Below are 22,987 nucleotides of genomic sequence, written 5' to 3'. Positions count from 1 at the left end.
ACTCCAACGGCCATCTGCCCAAGCGGCGCTTCGCGCGCTGTCCCGTTTCGGGAATTCGCTCTAGCGAAGCCCTCAGATCCTGTCCGACAACAGTGCCGCCAGCGCCTCGATCCCTGTCGCGTCCTCCTCGGTAAAGCGTTCGGGGCGCGGGCTGTCGAGGTCGATCACAGCCACGAGCGCGCCGTCGCGCAACACCGGGACGACCAGTTCCGACTGGCTCGCCGCATCGCAAGCGATGTGACCGGGGAAGGCGTGGACGTCCGCGACAAGTTGCGTGGCGCGACTTTTTGCCGCTGTGCCGCATACGCCTGTGCCGAAGGGAATGCGGATGCAGGCGGGACGGCCCACGAAGGGGCCCAGCACCAGCTCTTCTTCCCCATTGCCAGTCTTGGCAGGTGCGACCCGGTAGAAGCCAGCCCAGTTGAGATCGGGCAGAAACTCCCACAGGAGCGCAGCGACATTGGCCATGTTGGCCACGCCGTCGGGCTCGCCCGCCGTCAGCGCATCGGCGGCGCCCAGCAGCTCGCGGTAGAGTTCTGCGGCGGAAAGCGGGGCGGCGGGCTTGAAATCATACATGGGCGCGAATTCTTTCCTTGCTTCCCGGTTGCCGCAAGCGCGCACCGGGCTTATCCCGCCCACATGGCAATCCTACGCAAAATCGCAATCGCTCTCGGTATCATTGTTCTGGTTCTGGGCGGCCTGTTCTGGTTCCTTAGCCGGGGTGACACCGCCGATCTCTCGGTGGAAGAGGTCACTGGCACCGATCCTGTGCTGCAGGAAGGTGACCCGCAAAGCTTCCCGACCGTCCAGATCGCCGAGCCGGTGGGCTGGCAGGCGGACGAGCGGCCCGAGGTAGCCAAGGGCCTCGAAGTGATGCGCTTTGCCGAGGGGCTGGATCACCCGCGCATTCTCTACGCTCTGCCCAATGGTGATGTGCTGGTCACGCTGACCCGCGCCCCCAAGACCGATGGCGGCGATGGCGGGGTGATGGCGACAATTCAGGGCTGGATTGCGGCGATTCTGTTCGAAAAGGCCGGATCAGCGGGCGAATCTCCCAACCAGATCGTGCTGTTGCGCGATGCCGATGGCGATGGCAGGGCGGAGACGAAGCAGGTGATCCTGTCCGAAGGGCTCGATTCGCCCTCTGGCCTGGCATGGAAGGATGACACGCTGTTCGTCGCCAATCACAATGCCCTGCTCGCGTTCCCTTATTCGCTCGGCAGCGACAAGGTGGCAGGCGCCCCGCGCAAGCTGATGGATCTGCCGGGCGGCGGCGGCCACTGGATGCGCAATGTCGAGCTGTCCCCCGATGGCGAGCGGCTTTACGTCGCCGTTGGCTCGGTCAGCAATATCGGCGAGCAGGGCATGGCCGTGGAGGAAGGCCGGGCGATGATCTGGGAGTATGATCTGGCCGCCAATGTCCAGCGCCAGTTCGGCGTGGGGCTGCGCAATCCCAATGGCATGGATTTCAGCCCCTGGACCGGCGAGTTGTGGACCACCGTGAACGAACGCGACATGCTCGGCAGCGATCTGGTGCCGGATTATCTCACCAACGTCCCCATCGGCGCGCAATACGGCTGGCCGTGGGTCTATTACAAGGTCAACCGCGATCGCCGGGTGGAGGCGCCGATGCCGCGCTTCCTGATGGAGTATGTCCGCAATCCCGAATTCGCGCTTGGCCCGCACGTGGCGGCGCTGGGGCTGGTGTTCACCGCCGAGGGCCACCGCATGGGCGACGATTTCGCCAGCGGGGCCTTCATCGCACGGCACGGTTCGTGGAACCGCAAGCCGCCGTCGGGCTATGACGTGGTGTTCGTGGATTTCGATGACCGCGGCAATCCGGTGGGCAAGCCGGTTCCGGTGCTGACCGGGTTCCTCAAGGCGGACGGCACCACCCGCGGGCGGCCGACATGGGTTGAATGGGCGGGCGATGGCGCGCTGCTGGTGTCGGACGATACGGCCGGGATCATCTGGCGGGTGCGCGCGCCTTCGGCAGAACCTGCGCCGGGAATCGCGCGGCTCAAAGGCAAGTCGCTCCCCCCGCGCCGCCTGACCGATCCGCGCGCCGATTTCGAGGCGGACTACCTGCGGCAGCAGGCGGGGCAGAAGGCGAACTAAAGCCGCATCCCGGCACGCCCGGCGATCTCCGTGGAGAATTGCAGCGCGGTGCGGCCTGAACGATTGCCGCGCTGAATGGCGAAGGCCATTGCCTCCTCCCGGTCATAGGGAAGGCCGAGCGGTGCAAGGTAGCTGGCTACGATGGCGAGATAGGTATCCTTGTCCGCCGGGTGAAAGCCCAGCGTCAGCCCGAAGCGATCGGCCAGCGCCAGTGCATCGTCACGCTCGTCGCGTTCATGGAGCGCGGCGGAGGTATCCTCGCGCTCGGTGATGGAGCGGCGGTTTGCCGTCACCACAATCCGGACATGGCCCGGTCGCGGCGCGATACCGCCGTCGAGCAGGCTCCTGAGCGCGAGCATTTCGGCTCGCCCGTCAGCGCCAAAACCGAGATCGTCGATAAACAGCAGGAAGGCGCGCTCAACGCTTGCGAGTTCAGCGATCAGTGCCGGGAAGCTGGGCAGAGTGCCGGGGGCGAGCTGGACGAGGGCCAAGCCGTGCGTTTCTCTCTGCACCTCCGCCACACAGGCCCGCACCAGCGCCGACTTGCCCATGCCCCGCGCACCCCACAGCAGCGCGTCGTGGGCTGCTGCCCCTGATGCGAGGCGGGCGCAATTGCCCGCCATCGCAGCTTTCTGCGCGTCGATCCCGTGGAGCGTCGTTAGCGGCTGGGCATCGAGCACAGGCACCGCCCGCCCGCGATCGCCTTCCCACACATAGGCAGGCGCTGCCAGCCAGTCGGTCGGTGGAGGCGGCGGAGGCGCGAGCCGTTCGAGTGCGGCAGCAATCCGCTCCCAAGGCTCGCCGCCTGCCATCTCAGCCCACCAGCGCTTCTGCGGGCAGGGCGTAGAGCCCGTCAGCACCCGCGACAGCACCAGCCTTGAGCCCTGCGGCTTCCGGCACGACCCGGTCGAGGAAGAAGCGCACCGTCACCGGCTTGGTTGCGGCCAGCTCCGGCGCTGCGCCTGCCGCGACCGCCGCGGCCTGCTTCATAAGCTGCCACCCAGCCACACAGACGGCCGCCATGGTGCAGAACGGGACGCTGCCCGCCAGCCTGTCATCAAGGCTCGCTTCGTCCCGCATCCAGCGCGCGACATTGGCGCAGTCGCGGGCAAGGGCGGAGAGCGCGAATTCCTCTGTTGCCTCCCGCGCGATGGTCTCGAACAGCGCGACCAGTGCTTCGCCACCTTCGAGACCCAGCTTGCGGGTAACAAGGTCGGCCGCCTGAATGCCGTTGGTGCCTTCGTAGATCGGGGCGATGCGCGAATCGCGCCAGTGCTGGGCGGCGCCGGTCTCCTCGACGAAGCCCATTCCGCCATGGATCTGGATGCCGAGCCCCGCGACCTCCACCCCGACATCCGTGCCCCACGCCTTGATCAACGGCACCACGATCTCCCCGCGCGCCTTGGCCGCCTCATCGCCGAGATTGCCGCGATCGACCTGCCCGGCGCAATAATAGAGCAGCGCGCGCGCACCTTCGGTCAGCGCCTTCATGCGCAGAATCATGCGGCGCACGTCGGGATGCTCGATGATCGCCACCGGAGTTTTGTCGGGCGAACCGGCGCGCGCCGACTGCACCCGGTCCCGCGCATAGGCGAGCGCCTGCTGGGTCGCGCGCTCGCCGATCTGCACGCCCTGATTGCCGACATTGATGCGCGCATTGTTCATCATCGTGAACATCGCCGCGAGGCCCTTGTTCGGCTGGCCGACCAGTTCCCCGATGCACTCGCCATTGTCGCCGTAAGACATGACACAGGTCGGCGAGGCGTTGATGCCCAGCTTGTGCTCCAGGCTGACGCAGCGCAGGTCGTTCTTCGGGCCGAGGGTGCCGTCGGCGTTCACATGATACTTCGGCACCACGAACAGCGAGATGCCGCGTGATCCTTCCGGCGCGCCCGGCAGGCGGGCCAGCACCAGATGGATGATGTTCTCGGCCAGATCATGCTCGCCCCAGGTGATGTAGATCTTCTGGCCGGTGATCTTGTACTTGCCCGCGTGTTTGCCCCCAAACTCATCGGCGCCGATGGGTTCGGCGGTGGAGCGCAGCGCACCGACATCGCTTCCTGCCGCGGGTTCCGTCAGGTTCATCGTGCCAGACCAGCGCCCGCTCACCAGCTTGGGGAGATACATCGCCTGCTGGGCGGGGGAGCCGTGATGCTCCAGCGCCTCGATTGCGCCGACCGACAGCATCGGCAGCAGAGTGAAGGCCATGTTCGCCGCGCCGAGGTTCTCCAGCACGTTGCAGGCCAGCGTGAAGGGCAGCCCATGTCCGCCATGTGCCGCCGGAGAGGCAATCGCGTTCCAGCCCTGCTCGACATAGGCGTCATAGGCGGCCTCGAAACCCTCCGGCAGGCGCACGACACCGTTTTCGAGCTTTGCCCCTTCCAGATCGCCCTTGCGGTTGAGCGGCGCGAATTCCCCCGCCGCGAACTGGCCGACGCCTTCGACAATCGCTTCGACCAGATCGGGCTCGGCATGGGCGAAGCGTTCGGTCTGCGCCAGCTCGTCGATCCCGGCATTGACGCGGATGGCAAGTAACTGGTCGGCGGTCGGCGGGGTAAAGGGGGTCACTTCGGGGGTGTCCTTCAGGTCGGCGGATAGGAGGTAAGAAACGCCCGCACTTGGCAGGCCGCGCGCCAGTCTATAGCGCGAGAGGCATGAGCGGCAAGAACGTTACAGACATAGTGCTGGCAGACGTCGAGGGGATCGCCAAAGCGGCGCGCATCCTCGAATCGGGCGGGCTTGTCGCGGTGCCGACCGAGACTGTTTACGGCCTTGCCGCGCGGGCTGACTCGCCCGAAGCGGTGGCGCGGATCTATGCCGCCAAGGGTCGTCCGGATTTCAATCCGCTGATCGTGCATGTGCGCGATCTGGAGCAGGCGGAGCGTTACGGCGTTTTCGCCGGAGCGGCACGGGTGCTGGCGGGGAAGGAGTGGCCGGGGCCGCTTACGCTGGTCGTGCCGCGCCGGGCGGATGCCGGACTGGCCGGGGCAGTCTCGGCAGGATTGCCGACAATCGCCATGCGCGCGCCGCAGCATCCGGTGATGCGCGCCCTGCTTCAGGCGGTGGATTTCCCGCTTGCCGCGCCTTCGGCCAATCGGTCGGGATTCATCAGTCCGACGACGCCCGAGCATGTGCTCGCCTCGCTCGACGGACGGATCGACATGGTGCTCGATGGCGGCCCATGCGAGGACGGGGTGGAATCGACCATCCTCCTGATCGATCCCGAGGGCGTGTGGCACGAGTTGCGGCCAGGACCGATCTATCTTCCGGCGCTGAATGACATCCATTTTGATCCACATTACCCGGTGAAGATCGTCCGGGCCACCGGGGAGCGCGGGATCGAAGCCCCCGGCCAGCTCGCCAGCCACTATGCGCCGGGCAAGCCGGTGCGGCTTAATGCCGGTGCAGCCGAACCGGACGAATTCCTGATCGGCTTTGGCGCTGTTCATGGTGACTGCACGCTGTCGGCCAGCGGTGACATCAACGAAGCGGCGGCGCGGCTCTATGCTTGCCTGCACGAGGCCGCGCGCGCCCGGCAGCCGCGCATCGCAGTGGCTACGGTGCCGGATGAGGGTGTGGGCCGCGCGATCAACGACCGGCTTCGGCGGGCGGCGGCCTAGCGCCTGTCCGGCTCCACCGGGATACCGGGCATGATCGCCTTCATCTCCGCGCGGATCGCCTGCGCTTTTTCGCAAGCTTCGTCATTGCCGTCACCGCAGCGTTTCATCTGCTTGGCATAATCGCGCTCCAGCTCGCCCAGCCGTTCCTCGCGCTTGCGGATTTCCCTGCCGCGCTTCTCGTCCGCTTCGGACTGGCTGGTGGTGGCCGCGTCCACCCCGGCGCTGACGGCCTTGACCGGCAGCGTGACAACATCGACTGCGGCTCTGGCGAGACAACCCTGAAGGGCCAGAGCAGACAGCCCGAGGGCGAGGAGCTTGTAGACTTGCATGATGCGCGGATTGTCGCGCGCAAGTTGTGATCAGGCAACTGCTATTCTGCGGACTTTGCCTCAGATGAGGGGATCTCCGTAGTCGCGCCAGTGCCGCTTGCCGGGGCGCAGTTGAGCGTGCCTGAACCCATCGCGCTGACAGTGCACTTGGCCATGCCGGTAACAGTCACGTCGCCCGCCCCGGCGATGCTGGCTTCCACGGTTCCATCCGAGGCAAAGGCAACGTCCCCGGCTCCGCCGATGGTAATGTCGGCCACATCGACCTTCAGCCCCGGCGCGACGACATCGCCGCTACCGCCGATCAGCACCTCAAGCTCTCTCGCGGTGCCGCTACCCTTCACCTTGCCGCTGCCGCCGATGTTGATGGCGAGCTTTTCCGCTGCAATTGTCCCGAATTCCACTGTGCCAGCACCGCCGATGTTGATCGCGGCATCGCTGGCGAGGGTTGGCGCCTTGATGGTGCCGCTGCCACCGATCACGACTTCGCTGGGCGCAGGCATGGTGATGCGGATGGTGGCGCTGCCGCCGCCCTTCCAGCCATCCTCGCGGGTAATGCCGATCAGTTCCGCATCGCGCACGAAGCGCAAGGATTCAGTCCCGCTGCCTTCGACCTTGATCGCAAAGCTATCGCCTTCCGTCAGGATCACAGTGTCGCCAGAAGCCAGGAAGACCTTGGCAGGCGGCGGGCCGGCCAGCTCGATCTCCGCAAGAGGGACGCCCTTCTGGCCATTGATCTCGATATCGGCGCCGTCGCAACCGGTCAGCATCACGGCGGAAGCGAAAGCGGCTAGGGACAGGACGACAGGCTTGCTCATGCGGCTTCTCCGGTTGGCGTATTGCCGATATAATACACCAAGGCGCGGCGTGCAAGTGGCGACAGCGCACCAACAAAAAAGGGCCGCCCCGCAGGACGGCCCCTTTGTTTGGGCGGCGCGACGAAAGCCTCAGGCTTCCTCGGCGCTGTCGTAATATTGCGGCGCGTGTTCGCGCAGCACGTCGAGGATCTTGCCGAGCGCGGTCGGTTCGTCCGTCTCTTCCATCGCCGCCAGTTCGCGGGCGAGGCGGCTGGAGGCCGCTTCGAAGATCTGACGTTCCGAATAGGACTGCTCCGGCTGGTCTTCCGGGCGGAACAGATCGCGGGTCACTTCGGCAATCGACACGAGGTCGCCCGAGTTGATCTTCGCTTCGTATTCCTGCGCGCGGCGCGACCACATGGTGCGCTTCACCTTGGGCTTGCCCTTGAGCGTTTCCATCGCCTGCTTGAGCGTCTTGTCCGACGACAGCTTGCGCATCCCGATCGATTCGACCTTGTTGACCGGCACACGGAGCGTCATGCGCTCCTTTTCGAAGCGCAGCACGTAGAGTTCGAGCTGCATTCCGGCGATTTCCTCGCTCTGGAGCTCGATCACCCGGCCTACGCCGTGCTTGGGGTAGACAACATAATCGCCGACGGTGAATGCGTTTGCGGTGCTTGCCATGCAAGTTCCTTTCTATGGGCCTGTCCCTGACAACGGAGAGCGGACAATCATCCCGGCGGCGCGGATGCTTGCTGAAGCGGGCCTCAGGGGAAGCAAGCGCCGGGTGCGATCATCCGGTTAGGGGATTGCTGGTGTCAGGCCTTTCTGGTTTTCAACGCCTGCGCGGGTGTGAACCGGCGCGGTTGTCTTATTATATAGCATGTCTGCAACAAAATTGCGAGTCGGCGTTTGCGCAAGCCTTCCTAGCTATGCAGACAAGGCGCAAGAGGCGGGAAATCAGTCGCCTTCGCCCGGTTCTTCGCTGAAATACTTCTCGAACTTGTCCTTCTCGCCCTTGTGCGCGTCGGCATCTTCGGGCGGGGCCTTCTGGCTGGTGATGTTCGGCCAGACGGCGGAGAACTTGGTATTGAGTTCGAGCCATTTCTCCAGCCCGTCCTCGGTATCGGGGAGAATCGCCTCAGCCGGACATTCCGGTTCGCACACGCCGCAATCGATGCATTCGCTGGGGTTGATCACCAGCATGTTCTCGCCTTCGTAGAAGCAGTCGACCGGGCACACTTCCACGCAATCGGTGTACTTGCACTTGATGCAGTCTTCGGTGACGACGTAGGTCATTGCGGCTCTTTCAAAGGCGGTCTGCGGGATCATCGGGCGGGGTTGCCCCCGCGCAAGGTGAGGCGGTTATTGTCATTTGCCCTTTACGGTCAAGACTGTCCGGGTCAACCTCATGAAATTGGTCAAACGTGCGATAGTGGGCGCGGGCTTCGGCAGGCGGGCCGCGCCGCTGGGGAAGCGCGATAAGCTCGATCACCCTTACAGTGCTTCCCAGGGCGATAGTCAGCACATCCCCGATACGTACCTGTTCGCTGCCGCGCAGCACATGGATTCTGTTGCGCCGCAAAGCACGGGTTGCGATCAGGGCCTCGGCAGCCGATCGGGTGCGGGCGAAGCGCAGATAGACCAGCAGACGATCAATCCGCATCGACCCTCCCGCACCGTCATGGCTCATCCCTTGAGCAGATCCGCCAGTTTGTCGAACGCACCCCCGGCCCGCGCCGGGCCGGTGTCAACAGGGGGTCTGGGCGGGGTCTGACCCCGGCCTGGGCCGCGCTGAGCGCCATCACGCGAGGGTCTGGCAGCCGTTTGCGAACCCTTGCCGCGCGGTGCGCCGCCTTTCTGACCATGATCCTTGTGGCCATTCTTGCGATGATCCCTGCGCGCCTCCCGCCGTTCATCCTTGTCGCCCGGACGGCGCGGGCGCCAATACCACCGGTCGGGCGCGGCCGGGCCATGCGCGCCTTCCGCCAGCGGCCGCGCACGTTCGAAACGGAAACCGGCGCTGCCCAGCAAGCGGCGGGCATTGCTTTCCTCCAGCCCGATGGACACGGCCAGCGACAGATCGACGCGAAACGGACGATTGCGCTCCTTGGGGTGGGCCGCGACGACGCCCGCGCGGGCTTCGAAGGCGGCGCGCAGAATCTTTTCGGCCAGATCGACACGGATCGCCTGCGTTCCGGCATAGCGGTAACCGGCGGGCAGGCGGCCCTTGGCCCAGCTGCCCTCGGCCAGCACCGGCAGCATCGCCGGGTTGAGCGGGCGCGGATCGAGCCCCAGCGCGTGCAGCAAGCGGCGCGGGGCGGGCTTCAGCAGCGGCGCATCGAAGATGTCGAGCGCACCGAAGGTCACGCCCAGCTTCCGCAGGTAGGGCCGCATTTCCTTGGGCAGGTTCTCAAGCCCTGCCTCCTCGCGGGAAATCACCCCGCGTGCTTCGATCAGCGTAATGACGAGCGCGCGCGCCTGCGACCCGGCGTCCGGATCGCGCGCCGCCTCGGCCAGCTTGCGCAGCGGCTCGAGCGGTTCGAGCTGCTGTTCGAGCCATGCTGCCAGTCCGGCCTCGAGATTGGCTTTCGCCGTTTCAGGCAGCAGGGTGAGATCGCGGGTCAAGGTGAGGCGCGGCGTGCCGAAATTGCCGGAGCCGGGATGGCCGGGGAAGGTTACCTCGGCCAGTGCGCGGCCCTGCCAGCGGATTGCGCCACCGCTGATTTCGAGCTCGCCGCTCCCCTGCGACAGCAGCCACTCGGCGCGTTCGGCCAGCAGCGCGGGCAGCGCCTTCTCGCCCGCCGCCAACAGCATCCGCCGGTCAGCCACGCCTGCCGAAGGATCGACATGGAAGCGGAAGCCTTCGAGGCGGCCGATGTTTTCGCCCTCCACCATCAGCTGGCCATCGGGTTCAAGCGTGACGGGCAGCGCACTTGCATCCTGCCCCAGTGATTTCATCAAGAGTGTCGTCCTTCGGTTCACGAAACGCTCGGTCAGCCGCGCGTGCAGCGCGTCCGAGAGCTTCGCCTCGACCGCGCGTGCCCGCGCGGCCATTTCGTCCCTTGCCAGCACCCAGTCGGGCCGCTGGCAGATGTAAGCCCAGCTGCGAATCGCTGCGATTCGCCCTTGCAGCGTGTCGATGTCGCCCTGCATCCGGTCAAGCTCGGCGATGCGCGCGGCGACGAAATCCGCGCCCAGATAGCCTTGCGCAAGGTCATTCCACAGGCGGGCGACGAAGCGGGCGTGCTGTTCCACCCCGAGATTGCGGAAATCGGGCAGCGAGCAGGCTTCCCAGAAGCGCCGCACGCTGCCTGCGCCCTTCACCGTGTCGGCGATGCTTTCCCCGGCGAGGCGCTTCAGCACCGCCATGTCGATGGCTTCGGGGGCGGGGCGGAGCACCGGATTGTCGGGCCGTGCTTCGAGATCGGCAATCAGGCGTTCGAGCGAATCGAAGCGCGGATCAGCCTCGCGCCAGAACAGGTTGGTGAGGGGCGCGAACTTGTGTTCCTCGATCGCGTAGACTTCCTCGTCGGTGAACTGGAGCGGTTCGGCATCGCCCTTGCCCATCCCCGAAAGGGTGCCGAAGGTGCCATCGCGCTGGTGCCGCCCGGCGCGCCCGGCGATCTGCGCCATCTCCGACGGGGTGAGCCGCCGCTTCCTGCGCCCGTCGAACTTGGTCAGCGAGGCGAAGGCGACGTGATCGAGATCGAGATTCAGCCCCATGCCGATGGCATCGGTGGCGACGATGTAATCGATCTCGCCCGCTTGGAACATCGCGACCTGCTTGTTGCGGGTTTCGGGCGAGAGCGCGCCCATCACCACCGCCGCCCCGCCCCGGAACCGCCGCAAGGCCTCTGCCATGGCGTAGACCTGCTCGACACTGAAAGCGACCACGGCAGAGCGTTTGGGCAGGCGCGAGAGTTTGCATACCCCCGCGTGACTGAGCGTCGAAAACCGCGGGCGGCTGGTCACTTCGGCGCGCGGGATCAGCGCCTTGACCATCGGCTCCAATGTCGCGGAACCGAGGATCATCGTTTCTTCGCGCCCGCGCGCGTGGAGCAGCCGGTCGGTAAAGATATGCCCGCGTTCGGGATCAGCGCCCAGCTGCGCTTCGTCCAGCGCGACGAAGGCGTGTTCGCCCGCTGTCCTCGGCATGGCTTCGGCAGTGCAGAGGAAATAGCGCGCCTGTGGCGGCTCGATCCGTTCCTCCCCGGTGATCAGCGCCACCTGATTGTCGCCCTTGATCGCGCGCACCCGGTCATAGACCTCGCGCGCCAGAAGGCGCAGCGGAAAGCCCATCATGCCGCTCGAATGGCCGCACATCCGTTCGATCGCGAGGTGCGTCTTGCCGGTGTTGGTCGGCCCGAGTACAGCGCGAACGCGCGCATCCTCGGCGGGACGGGAAGAGACGGGAGAGGTCACGACACACCGGGTTCTGTCAGGCTTGCCGTCCCCCGGCAAGGCCAAGCGGCAGGGCATCTGTGACCTACGCACAACCTCTTATCGCACAGGGCGCGCGTCTGGTCGCTGGTTAAGGCGGGATTTACTTTGTTCTGGCACAGAAATGCGACAAGGGAGGAACCGGGACACCGGGCAAGCCGCCCCGTCATGCACCGCTTTCGGGGCGAGAATGTTGAACCACGTGCGCAATGTGAACTTCGGGCATGAGCCGGCCGGCGATCCCGATGGCGTGGTGACGCCGGTTGAACCTGCAGCCGCGCCGATCGACCCAGCCACCGCGCGCGAGCTCATGTCCTACATGCGCCACGGCAAGGCTCTGGCACCGCCGACAAAAGCGCAGGTTGCCCGGCGCGAGGTCATTGCCCGCGTCAACGGCTGGGGGCAACGCTATGACGAATGGCGTCTTGGCGTCTCGCGATGGTTCGAAGGCCTCGATCTTGCACCCGATCTGGCCGAGGATATCGGCAGCCGCCGCTGGCTGCGCGGGCTGGCGACGATGGTTGGGCTGGGCGTGTTCGCGTTGGCCTTCTGGCCGGATCTCACCCCGCTCGAAGCCCGCCCCGCCATGCCGCAGGCCGAAGAGGTCGACAGCGAATTGCGCAGCCAGATGATCCTGCCGCTGGCGCTGGGGGGCGATAGCGGTCGCCGCATGGGGCCAACGCAGGCCGTTATCCCGCTCAAGAGCGCGCCGGAAAGGCCGCAGATCCAGCTGATGGTGACGCTTGCGCCGGGCGACAGTTTTGCCTCCATGCTGCGCCGTGCGGGCGTGGCGGCCGGCGACATTGATCGTGCAGCGGCGCTGATCGGGCAGGCGGTGCCGTTGGGCGATATCACGCCGGGGACGCAGATGGACGTGCTGCTGGGGCGCCGCCCGGCACCCGGCGAGCCGCGCCCGCTCGACAGCCTCGCCTTCCGCGCCCGCTTCGATCTGGAGCTGGCGCTGACCCGGCCTGGCGTGGGCGAGATCGCCGAAGACGGCACACCGGTGGTTCCGTCCGGCCCGCTGGCGCTGAAGCGCAATGTGATCCGCGTCGACGATACCCCTCTGCGGGTGCGCGGGGTGGTGGGCTCCAGCCTTTACCGTTCGATGCGGCAGGCAGGCGTACCGGCGAGCGCGGTGCAGGAATATCTCAAGGCCCTCGATGCGCAGATCGACATGGACCGCGAGGTGCGCGCCACCGACGAATTCGACATCATCATCAGCTATCGCCGCGCAGCGACCGGTGAACGGCAGGCCGGGCAATTGCTCTATGCCGGGGTCGATCGCGCCGGCAAGGCACGCACCCAGCTGATGCGTTGGGGCAAGGACGGCCGGTTCTACGAGGCCTCGGGCGTGGGCGAACAGCGGCGCGGGCTGCTGGCGCCGGTGCCGGGGCCGACGACTTCGGGTTTCGGGATGCGGCGTCACCCGATCCTTGGCTATACCCGGATGCACGCCGGGCTCGATTTCAAGGCGCGCTATGGCACGCCGATCGTCGCGGTCTCGGATGGCCGGGTCAGCGCGGCAGGGCGCGCGGGCGGCTGCGGCATCGCGGTGCGGCTGGAGCATGGCGGCGGCCTTTCGACCCGCTATTGCCACATGAGCCGCATGGCAGTGAGCGCCGGGCAAAGCGTGCGGCGCGGGCAGGTGATCGGCTATGTCGGCTCCACCGGCCTTTCGACCGGCCCGCACCTCCATTACGAAATGTATCGCGGTGGGCGGGCGATCAACCCGGCGAGCGTCGCCTTTGTCACCCGCGCCGAGCTTTCCGGCACCGAGCTGATCGATTTCCGCCGCCAGCTGCTCCGCTTGAAGGAAATCGAGGTCGGCGCGGCGCTCAAGGATCTCGAGCCGCTGCCGGGCGAGGCCAAGGAACCTGTGCGCGAGATCGAGAAAATCGACATGGCCCGGGCAGGGACAGCAGCGCGCACCCTGTAACGAGAGCTTGTCGTCAAGCCGCGATTGCGCGTAAGTCTCGCGCCATGACCGGACATTTTCCCAACACCCGCCTGCGCCGTACCCGCGCCCACGGCTGGAGCCGCGCGCTCCACCGCGAGACCCTTGTCACACCCGCCGACCTGATCTGGCCGCTGTTTGTCACTGCGGGAAAGGGCGTGGAGGAGCCGGTCAAGACCCTGCCCGGCGTATCGCGCTGGTCGGTCGATGGCATCGTGGCGCGGGCGAAGGAGGCGGTCGATCTCGGGATTCCGGTGATCGCGCTGTTCCCCAACACGCCGCATGAACTGCGTAGCGACGACGGGGCCGAGGCGCATAATCCCGATAACCTGATGTGCCAGGCGATCCGCGCGATCAAGGACGCCTGCGGGAACGATATCGGCGTGCTGACCGACGTGGCGCTCGATCCCTATACCAGCCACGGGCAGGACGGGTTGATCGACGATACCGGCTATGTGTTGAACGACGCGACCGTGGCGGTCTTGGTCGATCAGGCGGTCAATCAGGCGAACGCGGGCGCGGACATCATCGCGCCCAGCGACATGATGGACGGGCGCATCCACGCGATCCGCATGGCGCTGGAGATGAACGGGCATCCCAATGTCCAGATCATGTCCTACGCCGCCAAATACGCTAGCGCCTTCTATGGCCCGTTCCGCGATGCGGTGGGCAGCGGCGGCCTGCTCAAGGGCGACAAGAAGGCCTACCAGATGGACCCCGCCAACGCCGACGAGGCGATGCGCGAAGTGGCGATGGATATCTCTGAGGGCGCGGATTCGGTGATGGTGAAGCCCGGTCTCGCCTATCTCGACATCATCTACCGGGTGAAGCAGCGCTTCGACGTGCCGGTCTTCGCCTATCAGGTGAGCGGCGAATACGCGATGATCGAGGCCGCGCAGGCTGCCGGCATCGGGGACCGTGATGCGCTGGTGATGGAAAAGCTGATCGCCTTCAAGCGCGCCGGATGCAGCGGGGTGCTGACCTATCATGCCGCGCATGTCGCGCGCCTGCTCAATGGGTGAATTCAGGCACGAAACGCCCCGCCTTGCCTTGCGCGACTGGCGCGCGGAGGATTGGCCGGAGTTCTGGCGCGTCACCAATACGCCTGCCGTCATGCGCTGGCTCGGCGGGGTGGTCGACGACGCCGGACGGGCGGCCGTGGAGGCACGACTCGAAGCCTACCACACCGATCACGGTCATACCTTCTGGGTGGTCGAGCGCCGCGAAGACGGCGCGTTGCTCGGCTTTTGCGGGCTGAAGCGCTCCAATCAGCCGGGCGGGCCGCAAGGGATGATGGAAGTCGGCTGGCGGCTGCGCGAGGATGCCTGGGGGCAGGGCTATGCCAAAGAAGCCGCCGCTGCGGCGCTTGATATCGCCTTTGCCCGCTTCGGAGCGGACGAGGTTATCGCGCTGACCGTCGAAGGCAATACACCCAGCTGGGGCCTGATGTTGCGGCTCGGTATGGAGCGGCGCGAGGATCTCGACTTCGACAGCGCCGATTTCGACCCTGAAAACCCGCGCATCATCGCCTATGCCATCACCCGCGACCAATGGGAGAGCCACACATGACCACACGCCCCGGCGTCAACATCGTGCCTATCCACGGCAAGACTCCGCAAATTCACGACACCGCCTTCATCGCGCCCGGCTGCACCATCATCGGCGATGTGGTGATCGGGGCAGGCTCGTCGATCTGGTACAATTGCGTGCTGCGCGCCGACGTGTTCTCGATCCGGATTGGCGAGCGGACCAATGTCCAGGACGGCTCTGTGCTCCACTGCGACCCGCCGCGCCCCGGCGACCCGGATGGCTGCCCGCTGGTGATCGGCGATGATGTGCTGATCGGCCACATGGCGGTGGTGCACGGTTGCACGATCCACGATCGCGGCTTTGTAGGCCTGGGGGCGATCGTGATGAACAAGGCGGTGATCGGGAGCGACGCCATGCTCGGCGCGGGGGCGATGCTGACCGAGCGCAAGGTGATCGAGCCGCGCGAATTGTGGGGCGGACGTCCGGCGCGCAAGATGCGTGATCTCGATGATGCCGCGATTGCCGGAATGCGCGTGGGCGTGATGCACTATGCCGAAAACGCCAAGCACCATGCCGAGGCGGTTGCGGCGGCGCTGGGCTAGTCCTTCACCAGCGCCCTGAGCCCCTCAATCCGGTCCGCCTCGTGTGCGGGCTTGTCCCAGCGGATGCGGTGGATGCGCGGGAAGCGCATGGCGAGGCCGCTCTTGTGGCGCTTGCTGGTGTGGACGCTATCGAAGGCAACTTCGAACACCAGTTCGCGCTTCACTTCGCGCACCGGGCCAAAGCGATTGAGGGTGTTCTGGCGCACGAAGCGGTCGAGCTTCTTAAGCTCCGCATCGGTGAAGCCGGAATAGGCCTTGCCCACGGGAAGCAGCTCCGCCCCTGCATCTGGATCCCCGTCCCAACAGCCGAAGGTGTAGTCCGAATAGAAGCTCGACCGCTTGCCGCTACCGCGCTGGGCATACATCACCACGCAGTCGATCAGCAGCGGATCGCGTTTCCACTTGTACCACAGCGCCACCTTGCGCCCAGCCACGTAGGGGCTTTCGCGGTGCTTGAGCATCAGCCCTTCGATCGCCTCGTCGCGCGCGGTATCGCGGATCGCGGCGAGCGCCGTAAAGTCGGGCGCCTCGACCAGCTGGGAGAGATCGAAATGGCTGGCGGGCAGGCGCGGCATCAGCGCTTCCAAAGTCGCGCGGCGCAACTTCCACGGATGCTCGCGCCAGTCGCGTCCTTCCACCAGCAGCACATCGTAAAGTCGCACGAAAGCCGGGTAATCGCGCAGCATCGCCCTTGAGACGCTCTTGCGCCCGAGCCGCTGCTGAAGCGCATTGAAACTCGCCGCGCCGCCTGCCTCCCCGCCTTGGGTCGAGCCGCGCACCAGCAATTCGCCATCGAGTACCGCGTCGATCGGCAGAACATCCAGCAATTCGGGGAAGGTCGCGGAGATATCGTCGCCCGAGCGCGAATAGACCCGCGTTGCGCCTCCGGCACGCACCAGCTGCACGCGGATGCCGTCCCACTTCCATTCGGCGGCATAGTCCTTGAGGTCCACCGCGCCATCTTCCAGCGGGTGCGCGAGCATGAAGGGGCGGAAACGCGGTACGCCCGCCAGATCGGGCGCGGGGCCGCCGTCTGCCGCCCATGCGAACAGTTCGGCATAAGGCGGCGCAAGGGCGTGCCAGTATTCTTCAACCTCCTCCACTGCCACACCAAAGGCCTGTGCGAAGGCAGTCTTGGCAAGCCGTGCCGATACGCCAACGCGCATCCCCCCGGTAGCGAGCTTGATCAGCGCAAACCGCCCGCGCGCATCCATCCTGTCGAACAGCGCAGAAAGCGCGGTGGGAGCCCCGGCGCGCGTAAGCGCGGTGAGGCGCTCGACCACCTCGGCCAGCGTCAGTGGCGGCTGAGGGACAGCACTCTCAGGTTCCGGCCACAGCAGGCTGGCCGTTTCCGCCGTGTCGCCGACGAAATCGCGGGACAGCGCCCACAGCACCGGATCGACCCGCTCCATCATCAGGTTGCGGATGGTCGAGGATTTGACCGCCGGAAAATCCAGCCCCTCGGTCAGCGCGGCGAGCGCCCAGCCGCGGTCGGGATCGGGCGCGCTTCGCAGATAGGCGGCGATCAGCGCCAGTTTGCGGTTGCGGCTTGTAGTGTAGACCAGCGCATCGAGCAGTGCGGCAAATTCCTCCATCAGCCAAGCTCCGGCAACCGTTCATTGCGTCGACATGGAAATGCGATAAAGCGCCGGGCAGACACAGATTTGTCCTGCGTCGTGATCAAGGAACCCCCTGCATGACTTTCTCGCCTCTTGCTGCCTTCGGTGTTGCCCTTGCGGCGATGGCCACTCCCGCTGCCGTGCTGGCTCAGACCGATACATCGGCACCGGTTGAAGCACCTGCCGCGCTGTTCACGCTCGACACTCCGATCGAGGCGCTGATGGCCGATGATCGCGCCAAGGCGGTGCTGGCCAAGCACCTCGGCCCGGTCGATCAGCATCCGGCCTACGAACAGTTCAAGACCCTGAGCCTGCGGGTTCTCGCCCCCTATTCGCAGGGCATGATCTCCGACGAGACGCTGGTGAAGATCGAGGCCGATCTCACCGCGATCAAGTAAGGGCAACAAGGCCGGGACGGGGATGTCAGTCATCCTCGTCCTCAATCGTCTTCGTCTTCTCGGCCGACCAGTGCCAGTGCGCGGGCGCGGCGCTGGTTCAGCTCGCACCAGCGCAGCAAGGCTTCCTCGCGGCCGTGGGTGATCCAGGTTTCGGTCGGGTTCACATCGGTGATGGTGCGGGTGAGTTCGTTCCAGTCGGCGTGGTCGGAGATCACCAGCGGCAGTTCGACCCCGCGCTGACGCGCCCTGCCGCGCACCCGCATCCAGCCGCTAGCCATGGCGGTGATCGGATCGGGCAGGCGGCGGCTCCAGCGATCATTGAGGGCAGGCGGAGGCGCAAGGATGATCGCCCCCCGCATCGCCTCTTTCGAAGGCGCATCGCTGACAAGGCGCAGATCGCCCAGCGCGACGCCGTGTTCCTCATAGAGGCGACACATCGCCTCCATCGCGCCGTGGAGCCAGATCGTCTCCGTGTGGCCCGCCGCCCGCAGCTCCGCGATCACCCGCTGCGCCTTGCCCAGCGCATAGGCGCCCACCAGCACGCAGGAGTCCGGATTGTCGGCCAGCGCGGTGAGCAGCTTGGCGATTTCCTCGCCGATGGGGGGATGGGTGAAGACCGGGAGGCCGAAGGTCGCCTCGGTGATGAAGATGTTGCAGGGGGTGACCGCGAAGGGCGTGCAGGTCGGATCGGGCGCGCGCTTGTAATCGCCGGTGATGATGACCCGCTCGCCGGCGTGCTCGAGCAGGATTTGCGCGCTGCCCAGTACGTGTCCGGCCGGCAGGAAGGTCGCCGTTACCCCCCCGCCGATGGCGACGCTCTCGCCATATTCCACCGGCGAGGCACCCTCCCGCGTCTGATAGCGCAGCGCCATGATCGCCAGCGTTGCCGGGGTGGCGATGGTTTCACCATGTCCGCCGCGCGCGTGATCGGCATGGCCATGGGTCACCAGCGCGCGCGGGACGGGACGCGAGGGATCGACCCAGACATCGGCGGGCACGATGTGGATGCCCCACGCCTCAGGGCGGATCCATGCGAAAGGCGCGCTCATGCTGCTTTCAACAAAAGAGGCGCGGCAGAGGTTCCTCTCCCGCGCCCCATTTGTGGTTTGACGCCCTCAGCCCTCGTCGGTTTCCGGCGCGGGCTTCTTGGCCGCGGGCTTCTTCTTCGCCGCTGCCTTCCTTGTCGGCTTCACCTTGGGCGGGGCGGGGGTCATCTCGAACACCGGCTTGCCGTCCTTGATGCTGACATGCACTTCGCCACCATCGGCCAGCTTGCCGAACAGCAGTTCTTCCGCGAGCGGCTGCTTGATCTTTTCCTGGATCAGGCGGGCCATCGGGCGGGCGCCGTAGAGCTTGTCGTAGCCCTTGTCCGCGAGCCAGCCGCGTGCATCGCTGTCGAACTGGATGTGGACGTTCTGTTCGGCCAGTTGCAGTTCGAGCTGGAGGATGAACTTGTCCACCACCCGCGCCACGGTGTTCTTGCCGAGATAGGCAAACGGCACGATTGCATCGAGGCGGTTGCGGAATTCGGGGGTGAACATCTTCTTCACTGCCTCGTCGCCCGCATCCTGCTTGCTCACGTCGCCAAAGCCGATGCCCTGCCGCGCCATGTCGGCCGCGCCCGCATTGGTGGTCATGATCAGCACCACATTGCGGAAATCGACCGTCTTGCCGTGATGGTCGGTCAGGCGGCCATTATCCATCACCTGCAGCAGGATATTGTAGAGATCTGGGTGCGCCTTTTCGATTTCGTCGAGCAGCAGCACGCAATGCGGGTTCTGGTCGACAGCATCGGTCAGCAGCCCGCCCTGATCGTAACCGACATAGCCCGGAGGTGCGCCGATCAGGCGGCTTACCGAGTGGCGCTCCATATATTCGGACATGTCGAAGCGCTTCAGCTCGATCCCCATGATCGTGGCGAGCTGGCGCGCGACTTCGGTCTTGCCGACCCCGGTGGGGCCAGAGAACAGGAAGCTCCCGATGGGCTTGTCCGGATCGCGCAGGCCCGCACGGCTGAGCTTCATGGCGGTCGCCAGACGCGTGATCGCCTCGTCCTGTCCGAACACGACATGCTTCAGATCGCGTTCGAGGTTTTCCAGCGCCTTCTTGTCGTCCTTGCTGACCGACTTGGGTGGGATGCGCGCCATCGTGGCGATCACCGCTTCGATTTCCTTGGCGGTGATGGTCTTCTTGCGGCGGCTGGGCGGCACCAGCATCTGCATGGCGCCGACCTCGTCGATCACGTCGATCGCCTTGTCGGGCAGCTTGCGATCATTGATGTAGCGCGCCGAGAGTTCCACCGCGGTCTTGATCGCGTCGGGGGTGTATTTGACCTTGTGGTGATCCTCGAACGCGCTGCGCAGGCCTTTCAGGATCTTGATCGTGTCCTCGACCGTCGGCTCGTTCACGTCGATCTTCTGGAACCGGCGCAGCAGCGCGCGATCCTTTTCGAAGTGGTTGCGGAATTCCTTGTAGGTCGTGCTCCCGATGCAGCGGATCGCGCCGCTGGAGAGCGCGGGCTTCAGCAGGTTCGAAGCGTCCATCGCTCCGCCGCTGGTCGCGCCTGCGCCGATCACGGTGTGGATTTCGTCGATGAACAGCACCGCGTTGGGCATCGCCTCAAGCTCGGTGACGACCTGCTTCAACCGCTCCTCGAAATCGCCGCGATAGCGCGTGCCGGCGAGCAGCGCGCCCATGTCGAGCGAATAGATCACCGCTTCGGCCAGCACTTCAGGCACATCGCCTTCGACGATCTTGCGCGCGAGGCCTTCGGCAATCGCGGTCTTCCCGACGCCGGGATCGCCCACATAGAGCGGGTTGTTCTTGGAACGGCGGCACAGGATCTGGATCGTCCGGTCAACCTCCGGCCCGCGCCCGATCAGCGGGTCGATCTTCCCGGCCTCGGCCTTGGCATTGAGGTTGACGGTGAACTGGTCGAGCGCCGTTTCCTTCTTGTTGCCCCCTGCGTCCTTGGTCTGCTGCGCGGCTTCCTCAGGCTTGTCGGTGCCTTGGGGCGTCTTGCCTTCGATCTGGCGGCCGCCCTTGCCGATGCCGTGGCTGATATAGCTCACCGCATCGAGCCGGCTCATGTCCTGCTGCTGGAGGAAATAGACCGCGTAGGAATCGCGCTCGGAGAACAGCGCGACCAGCACGTTGGCGCCGGTGACGGTATCCTTGCTTGACGACTGGACGTGCAGAATGGCGCGCTGGATCACCCGCTGAAAGCCCGCCGTGGGCTGCGGATCAGCGCCGTCTTCTGTCTTAAGTGATTGATATTCCTGATCAAGATACTGCTTCACCACCTCACCAAGCTCGGCCAGGTCAACCCCGCAGGCGGCCATCACGGCGGCCGCGTCCTCATCGTCGATCAGCGCCAGCAGCAGGTGTTCGAGCGTGGCATATTCGTGCCGACGTTCGGACGCATTGCCGAGCGCATTGTGCAGGGTCCGTTCGAGGTTCTGGGCGAAGCTGGGCATGGGAGAGGCCTTTTCAGCGGGCGGTGGTTGCTCGTGGCTGGCGAGCGGAGAGAGCCGGTTGCAAACAATATGGGGTGGGGGCAGGAAATTGCGAATCCCCTGTCGCAGTTACGTGATCAGGCTGGGCGTGGATCATCCGCCACCCTTTCCGAACAGGGCGTCGGCCGCCGCGCGGTGCGCTGCAGCCTTGGCGCGGTGGGCCTTTACCCGGACGATTTCCGCTTCGAGCAGGGCGATGCGTTCATCCAGCTCGGCCTGCGAATAGGGGCCGAGGTCTTCGCCTGCGAGGCGAGAAGCCGCGTCTCCACTGGGGCGAGGGCGATCCGGTTCTTCCATTGCCATGCAGCATCTGCCCCAAGCGGCTTGCTGTCAATCGGCGAGACGGTTATTCGCCCATTCCGATTGGTTAATCGGGCGATAACGGGGGAACAGTGGTAATGGTCGCAAGCATGGGTGCGCAGTTGCCGGAAAGCATGGCTGCAATCGTTTTCGACGCGCCGGGCGCTCCCGATGTGCTGAAGCTTGGCACTGTGCCATTGCCGCGCCTGCGCCCTGACGATGTGCTGATCAAGGTCGCCTATGCCGGGGTGAACCGGCCCGACTGTCTCCAGCGCGCGGGCGCCTATCCGCCGCCGCCGGGTGCCTCGCCATTGCTGGGGCTGGAGGTTTCGGGCGAGATCGTCGCGGTCGGCAATGAAGTCCCGCGCGAGATGATCGGGCAATATGTCGCCGCGCTCACGCCGGGCGGGGGCTATGCCGAATATTGCGCGGCGCATTGGCAGCATTGCCTGCCGGTGCCGGAAGGCATGATGCTGTCGGAAGCCGCCGCGCTGCCCGAAACGCTCTTCACCGTGTGGCACAACCTGTTCGAGCGCGGCCTCGCGCGCGATGGGGAGAGCGTGCTGATCCACGGTGGCACGTCCGGCATCGGGACAATGGCGATCATGCTTGGCAAGGCCTTCGGGCTGGATGTCATTGTCACCTGCGGCGACACCGCCAAATGCGCCGCCGCGACCCGCATCGGCGCGGACCTCGCGATCAATTACCGCGAGGCCGATTTTGTCGAGGCGGTCATGGCCCATACGGGGGGCAAGGGTGTGAACATCGTGCTCGACATGGTCTCGGGCGATTATGTGGCGCGCAATCTCAAATGCCTCGCCGAAGATGGTCGACACGTCACCATCGCTGTGCTCGGCGGGGCAAAAGCAGAACTAAGCATGGCGGCGGTGATGATGCGCCGTCTGACCCTCACCGGATCAACCCTGCGCCCGCGCACCGATGCCTTCAAGGCAGCACTCGCCGACGAGATCGCCGACAATGCCTGGCCGCTGTTCTGCGATGGCGAGTTGTCGCCTGTCATGGACATGACCTTCCCCCTCGCTGAGGCCGCCGCCGCGCACGCCCGGATGGAGGCGGGCGAGCATATCGGCAAGATCGTGCTGGAGGTTGCCAAAGAAGGCGGCAATGGCTGACACTCTCACCCTCCACGAAGACCCCCGCAGCGGGAATTGCTACAAGATCAAGCTGACAGCCGCGCTGCTTGGCCTGCCGCTTGCGACGCGCGCCTACGATATCATGAAGGGCGAAACGCGCACCCCGGAGTTTCTCGCCACCGTCAACGCCAATGGTCGTATCCCGGTGCTTCAGATCGGCGAGGGTGAGGGGACACGCTTCCTGCCGGAAAGCAACGCCGCCTGCTGGTATCTCGCCCATGGTTCGGCGCTGATCCCGCAGGAGCGGTTCGCGCAGGCTGACATGCTGCGCTGGATGTTCTTCGAGCAGTACAATCACGAACCCAATGTCGCCACGCTGCGCTTCTGGCTGCGTTTCGTGGGTGAGGCCAACCTCTCGGAACAGCAACGCGCGCAGATCATGGCCAAGCGCATGGCGGGCTGCGCGGCGCTGGAGCTGATGGACAAGCATCTGGCTACGAACGCCTTTTTCTGCGGTGAAGCGGTCACGCTCGCTGACGTCGCGCTCTATCCCTATACCCATGTCGCCGAGGAGGGCGGGTTCGGGCTGGGCGATTACCCCCACATCCGCGCATGGATCGCGCGGGTTGACGCGCTGCCCGGTTTCGTCCCGATGGCCTGATTCGCTT

General features: G+C 65.7%; 22 protein-coding genes. 9 read left to right on the top strand and 13 right to left on the bottom strand.

All coding sequences use genetic code 11. From position 1 onward, the window contains the following. Positions 1–72: 72 nt before the first annotated feature. Positions 73–576: a GAF domain-containing protein gene (locus CHX26_RS02335; protein WP_104940984.1), complete on the bottom strand. Its 504-nt coding sequence runs from the start codon at positions 574–576 to the stop codon at positions 73–75. 63 nt (positions 577–639) lie between these two features. Between CHX26_RS02335 and CHX26_RS02330 the strand changes: the two genes are divergently transcribed. Then, positions 640–2,118 (top strand): PQQ-dependent sugar dehydrogenase, encoded by a 1,479-nt coding sequence (locus tag CHX26_RS02330; RefSeq protein WP_104940983.1) that lies wholly within the window; start codon positions 640–642, stop codon positions 2,116–2,118. Here the strand turns inward: CHX26_RS02330 and CHX26_RS02325 are convergent. Continuing rightward, positions 2,115–2,930: a DUF815 domain-containing protein gene (locus CHX26_RS02325; protein WP_104940982.1), complete on the bottom strand. Its 816-nt coding sequence runs from the start codon at positions 2,928–2,930 to the stop codon at positions 2,115–2,117. The two genes, CHX26_RS02330 and CHX26_RS02325, sit on opposite strands and share 4 nt — an antisense overlap. Before the next feature lies 1 nt (position 2,931). Next, a complete protein-coding gene (locus tag CHX26_RS02320; protein WP_104940981.1) occupies positions 2,932–4,686 on the bottom strand; it encodes an acyl-CoA dehydrogenase in 1,755 nt (584 codons plus the stop codon). 86 nt (positions 4,687–4,772) lie between these two features. Here CHX26_RS02320 and CHX26_RS02315 point away from each other — a divergent pair, with 86 nt between their 5' ends. Next, positions 4,773–5,738, top strand: coding sequence for an L-threonylcarbamoyladenylate synthase (locus CHX26_RS02315; protein ID WP_104940980.1), 966 nt, complete (start codon positions 4,773–4,775; stop codon positions 5,736–5,738). On the opposite strand, the gene CHX26_RS02310 is transcribed toward CHX26_RS02315, so the two are convergent. The 6 genes from CHX26_RS02310 to CHX26_RS02285 all read right to left on the bottom strand — a co-directional run bounded on the left by CHX26_RS02310 (position 5,735) and on the right by CHX26_RS02285 (position 11,343). Further along, positions 5,735–6,067, bottom strand: a complete 333-nt coding sequence (locus CHX26_RS02310; protein ID WP_104940979.1) for a hypothetical protein — start codon at positions 6,065–6,067, stop codon at positions 5,735–5,737. The two genes, CHX26_RS02315 and CHX26_RS02310, sit on opposite strands and share 4 nt — an antisense overlap. Positions 6,068–6,108: 41 nt before the next feature. After that, positions 6,109–6,882: a GIN domain-containing protein gene (locus CHX26_RS02305; protein WP_104940978.1), complete on the bottom strand. Its 774-nt coding sequence runs from the start codon at positions 6,880–6,882 to the stop codon at positions 6,109–6,111. A gap of 129 nt (positions 6,883–7,011) precedes the next feature. Next, the gene (locus CHX26_RS02300) at positions 7,012–7,545 is read right to left on the bottom strand and encodes a CarD family transcriptional regulator (RefSeq protein ID WP_068864495.1); all 534 of its coding nucleotides are present in this window, start codon (positions 7,543–7,545) and stop codon (positions 7,012–7,014) included. Between the two features lie 276 nt (positions 7,546–7,821). Next, the gene (gene fdxA / locus CHX26_RS02295) at positions 7,822–8,160 is read right to left on the bottom strand and encodes a ferredoxin FdxA (RefSeq protein ID WP_104943198.1); all 339 of its coding nucleotides are present in this window, start codon (positions 8,158–8,160) and stop codon (positions 7,822–7,824) included. A 10-nt stretch (positions 8,161–8,170) separates the two neighbouring features. After that, positions 8,171–8,527, bottom strand: a complete 357-nt coding sequence (locus tag CHX26_RS02290; RefSeq protein WP_146107627.1) for a S4 domain-containing protein — start codon at positions 8,525–8,527, stop codon at positions 8,171–8,173. 23 nt (positions 8,528–8,550) lie between these two features. Continuing rightward, complete coding sequence (locus tag CHX26_RS02285) at positions 8,551–11,343, bottom strand: helicase-related protein (RefSeq protein WP_104940977.1); 2,793 nt, start codon at positions 11,341–11,343, stop codon at positions 8,551–8,553. Between the two features lie 151 nt (positions 11,344–11,494). Between CHX26_RS02285 and CHX26_RS02280 the strand changes: the two genes are divergently transcribed. Genes CHX26_RS02280 through CHX26_RS02265 form a run of 4 tightly spaced genes read left to right on the top strand, consistent with a single transcriptional unit; the run spans position 11,495 to position 15,393 of the window. Further along, complete coding sequence (locus CHX26_RS02280; protein WP_104940976.1) at positions 11,495–13,243, top strand: M23 family metallopeptidase; 1,749 nt, start codon at positions 11,495–11,497, stop codon at positions 13,241–13,243. Between the two features lie 44 nt (positions 13,244–13,287). Continuing rightward, positions 13,288–14,283 carry a porphobilinogen synthase gene (hemB, locus tag CHX26_RS02275; RefSeq protein ID WP_104940975.1) on the top strand — a complete coding sequence of 332 codons (996 nt, stop codon included), beginning with the start codon at positions 13,288–13,290 and terminating at the stop codon, positions 14,281–14,283. Beyond that, a complete protein-coding gene (locus CHX26_RS02270; RefSeq protein WP_104940974.1) occupies positions 14,276–14,830 on the top strand; it encodes a GNAT family N-acetyltransferase in 555 nt (184 codons plus the stop codon). Before hemB ends, CHX26_RS02270 begins: the two co-directional genes overlap by 8 nt. Then, positions 14,827–15,393, top strand: coding sequence for a gamma carbonic anhydrase family protein (locus CHX26_RS02265; RefSeq protein WP_104940973.1), 567 nt, complete (start codon positions 14,827–14,829; stop codon positions 15,391–15,393). Before CHX26_RS02270 ends, CHX26_RS02265 begins: the two co-directional genes overlap by 4 nt. On the opposite strand, the gene CHX26_RS02260 is transcribed toward CHX26_RS02265, so the two are convergent. After that, entirely contained in the window at positions 15,390–16,988 is a 1,599-nt protein-coding gene (locus CHX26_RS02260; RefSeq protein ID WP_104940972.1) for a cisplatin damage response ATP-dependent DNA ligase, read from the bottom strand. The genes CHX26_RS02265 and CHX26_RS02260 overlap by 4 nt on opposite strands. Positions 16,989–17,089: 101 nt before the next feature. On the opposite strand from CHX26_RS02260, the gene CHX26_RS02255 reads away from it, so the two are divergent. Next, entirely contained in the window at positions 17,090–17,410 is a 321-nt protein-coding gene (locus CHX26_RS02255; RefSeq protein ID WP_104940971.1) for a hypothetical protein, read from the top strand. Positions 17,411–17,451: 41 nt separating this feature from the next. On the opposite strand, the gene CHX26_RS02250 is transcribed toward CHX26_RS02255, so the two are convergent. The 3 genes from CHX26_RS02250 to CHX26_RS02240 form a co-directional block, all read right to left on the bottom strand. Then, complete coding sequence (locus tag CHX26_RS02250) at positions 17,452–18,459, bottom strand: ligase-associated DNA damage response exonuclease (RefSeq protein WP_104940970.1); 1,008 nt, start codon at positions 18,457–18,459, stop codon at positions 17,452–17,454. A 66-nt stretch (positions 18,460–18,525) separates the two neighbouring features. Further along, positions 18,526–20,886, bottom strand: a complete 2,361-nt coding sequence (clpA, locus tag CHX26_RS02245; RefSeq protein ID WP_104940969.1) for an ATP-dependent Clp protease ATP-binding subunit ClpA — start codon at positions 20,884–20,886, stop codon at positions 18,526–18,528. A 132-nt stretch (positions 20,887–21,018) separates the two neighbouring features. After that, a complete protein-coding gene (locus CHX26_RS02240) occupies positions 21,019–21,228 on the bottom strand; it encodes a DUF1192 family protein (protein WP_442956916.1) in 210 nt (69 codons plus the stop codon). 131 nt (positions 21,229–21,359) lie between these two features. On the opposite strand from CHX26_RS02240, the gene CHX26_RS02235 reads away from it, so the two are divergent. Both CHX26_RS02235 and CHX26_RS02230 read left to right on the top strand, forming a co-directional pair. Then, the gene (locus CHX26_RS02235) at positions 21,360–22,358 is read left to right on the top strand and encodes an NAD(P)H-quinone oxidoreductase (protein WP_104943197.1); all 999 of its coding nucleotides are present in this window, start codon (positions 21,360–21,362) and stop codon (positions 22,356–22,358) included. Continuing rightward, complete coding sequence (locus CHX26_RS02230) at positions 22,351–22,980, top strand: glutathione S-transferase family protein (protein ID WP_104940967.1); 630 nt, start codon at positions 22,351–22,353, stop codon at positions 22,978–22,980. The genes CHX26_RS02235 and CHX26_RS02230 overlap by 8 nt, the downstream gene beginning before the upstream one ends. The last annotated feature ends 7 nt before the right edge of the window (positions 22,981–22,987 follow it).

The sequence above is a fragment of the Porphyrobacter sp. HT-58-2 genome, assembly GCF_002952215.1.
Classification (GTDB): domain Bacteria; phylum Pseudomonadota; class Alphaproteobacteria; order Sphingomonadales; family Sphingomonadaceae; genus Erythrobacter.
The sequence above is the reverse complement of the archived record's forward strand: the minus strand, read 5'-3'. Positions and strand labels throughout refer to the sequence as shown.

Excerpts from the sequence above, each read along its gene's own strand:
- CHX26_RS02335 (WP_104940984.1), bottom strand. The coding sequence starts at position 576 with ATGTATGATTTCAAGCCCGCCGCCCCGCTTTCCGCCGCAGAACTCTAC.
- CHX26_RS02330 (WP_104940983.1), top strand. The coding sequence starts at position 640 with ATGGCAATCCTACGCAAAATCGCAATCGCTCTCGGTATCATTGTTCTG.
- CHX26_RS02325 (WP_104940982.1), bottom strand. The coding sequence starts at position 2,930 with ATGGCAGGCGGCGAGCCTTGGGAGCGGATTGCTGCCGCACTCGAACGG.
- CHX26_RS02315 (WP_104940980.1), top strand. The coding sequence starts at position 4,773 with ATGAGCGGCAAGAACGTTACAGACATAGTGCTGGCAGACGTCGAGGGG.
- CHX26_RS02310 (WP_104940979.1), bottom strand. The coding sequence starts at position 6,067 with ATGCAAGTCTACAAGCTCCTCGCCCTCGGGCTGTCTGCTCTGGCCCTT.
- CHX26_RS02305 (WP_104940978.1), bottom strand. The coding sequence starts at position 6,882 with ATGAGCAAGCCTGTCGTCCTGTCCCTAGCCGCTTTCGCTTCCGCCGTG.
- CHX26_RS02300 (WP_068864495.1), bottom strand. The coding sequence starts at position 7,545 with ATGGCAAGCACCGCAAACGCATTCACCGTCGGCGATTATGTTGTCTAC.
- fdxA (WP_104943198.1), bottom strand. The coding sequence starts at position 8,160 with ATGACCTACGTCGTCACCGAAGACTGCATCAAGTGCAAGTACACCGAT.
- CHX26_RS02290 (WP_146107627.1), bottom strand. The coding sequence starts at position 8,527 with ATGCGGATTGATCGTCTGCTGGTCTATCTGCGCTTCGCCCGCACCCGA.
- CHX26_RS02285 (WP_104940977.1), bottom strand. The coding sequence starts at position 11,343 with ATGCCCTGCCGCTTGGCCTTGCCGGGGGACGGCAAGCCTGACAGAACC.
- CHX26_RS02280 (WP_104940976.1), top strand. The coding sequence starts at position 11,495 with ATGTTGAACCACGTGCGCAATGTGAACTTCGGGCATGAGCCGGCCGGC.
- hemB (WP_104940975.1), top strand. The coding sequence starts at position 13,288 with ATGACCGGACATTTTCCCAACACCCGCCTGCGCCGTACCCGCGCCCAC.
- CHX26_RS02270 (WP_104940974.1), top strand. The coding sequence starts at position 14,276 with ATGGGTGAATTCAGGCACGAAACGCCCCGCCTTGCCTTGCGCGACTGG.
- CHX26_RS02265 (WP_104940973.1), top strand. The coding sequence starts at position 14,827 with ATGACCACACGCCCCGGCGTCAACATCGTGCCTATCCACGGCAAGACT.
- CHX26_RS02260 (WP_104940972.1), bottom strand. The coding sequence starts at position 16,988 with ATGGAGGAATTTGCCGCACTGCTCGATGCGCTGGTCTACACTACAAGC.
- CHX26_RS02255 (WP_104940971.1), top strand. The coding sequence starts at position 17,090 with ATGACTTTCTCGCCTCTTGCTGCCTTCGGTGTTGCCCTTGCGGCGATG.
- CHX26_RS02250 (WP_104940970.1), bottom strand. The coding sequence starts at position 18,459 with ATGAGCGCGCCTTTCGCATGGATCCGCCCTGAGGCGTGGGGCATCCAC.
- clpA (WP_104940969.1), bottom strand. The coding sequence starts at position 20,886 with ATGCCCAGCTTCGCCCAGAACCTCGAACGGACCCTGCACAATGCGCTC.
- CHX26_RS02240 (WP_442956916.1), bottom strand. The coding sequence starts at position 21,228 with ATGGCAATGGAAGAACCGGATCGCCCTCGCCCCAGTGGAGACGCGGCT.
- CHX26_RS02235 (WP_104943197.1), top strand. The coding sequence starts at position 21,360 with ATGGCTGCAATCGTTTTCGACGCGCCGGGCGCTCCCGATGTGCTGAAG.
- CHX26_RS02230 (WP_104940967.1), top strand. The coding sequence starts at position 22,351 with ATGGCTGACACTCTCACCCTCCACGAAGACCCCCGCAGCGGGAATTGC.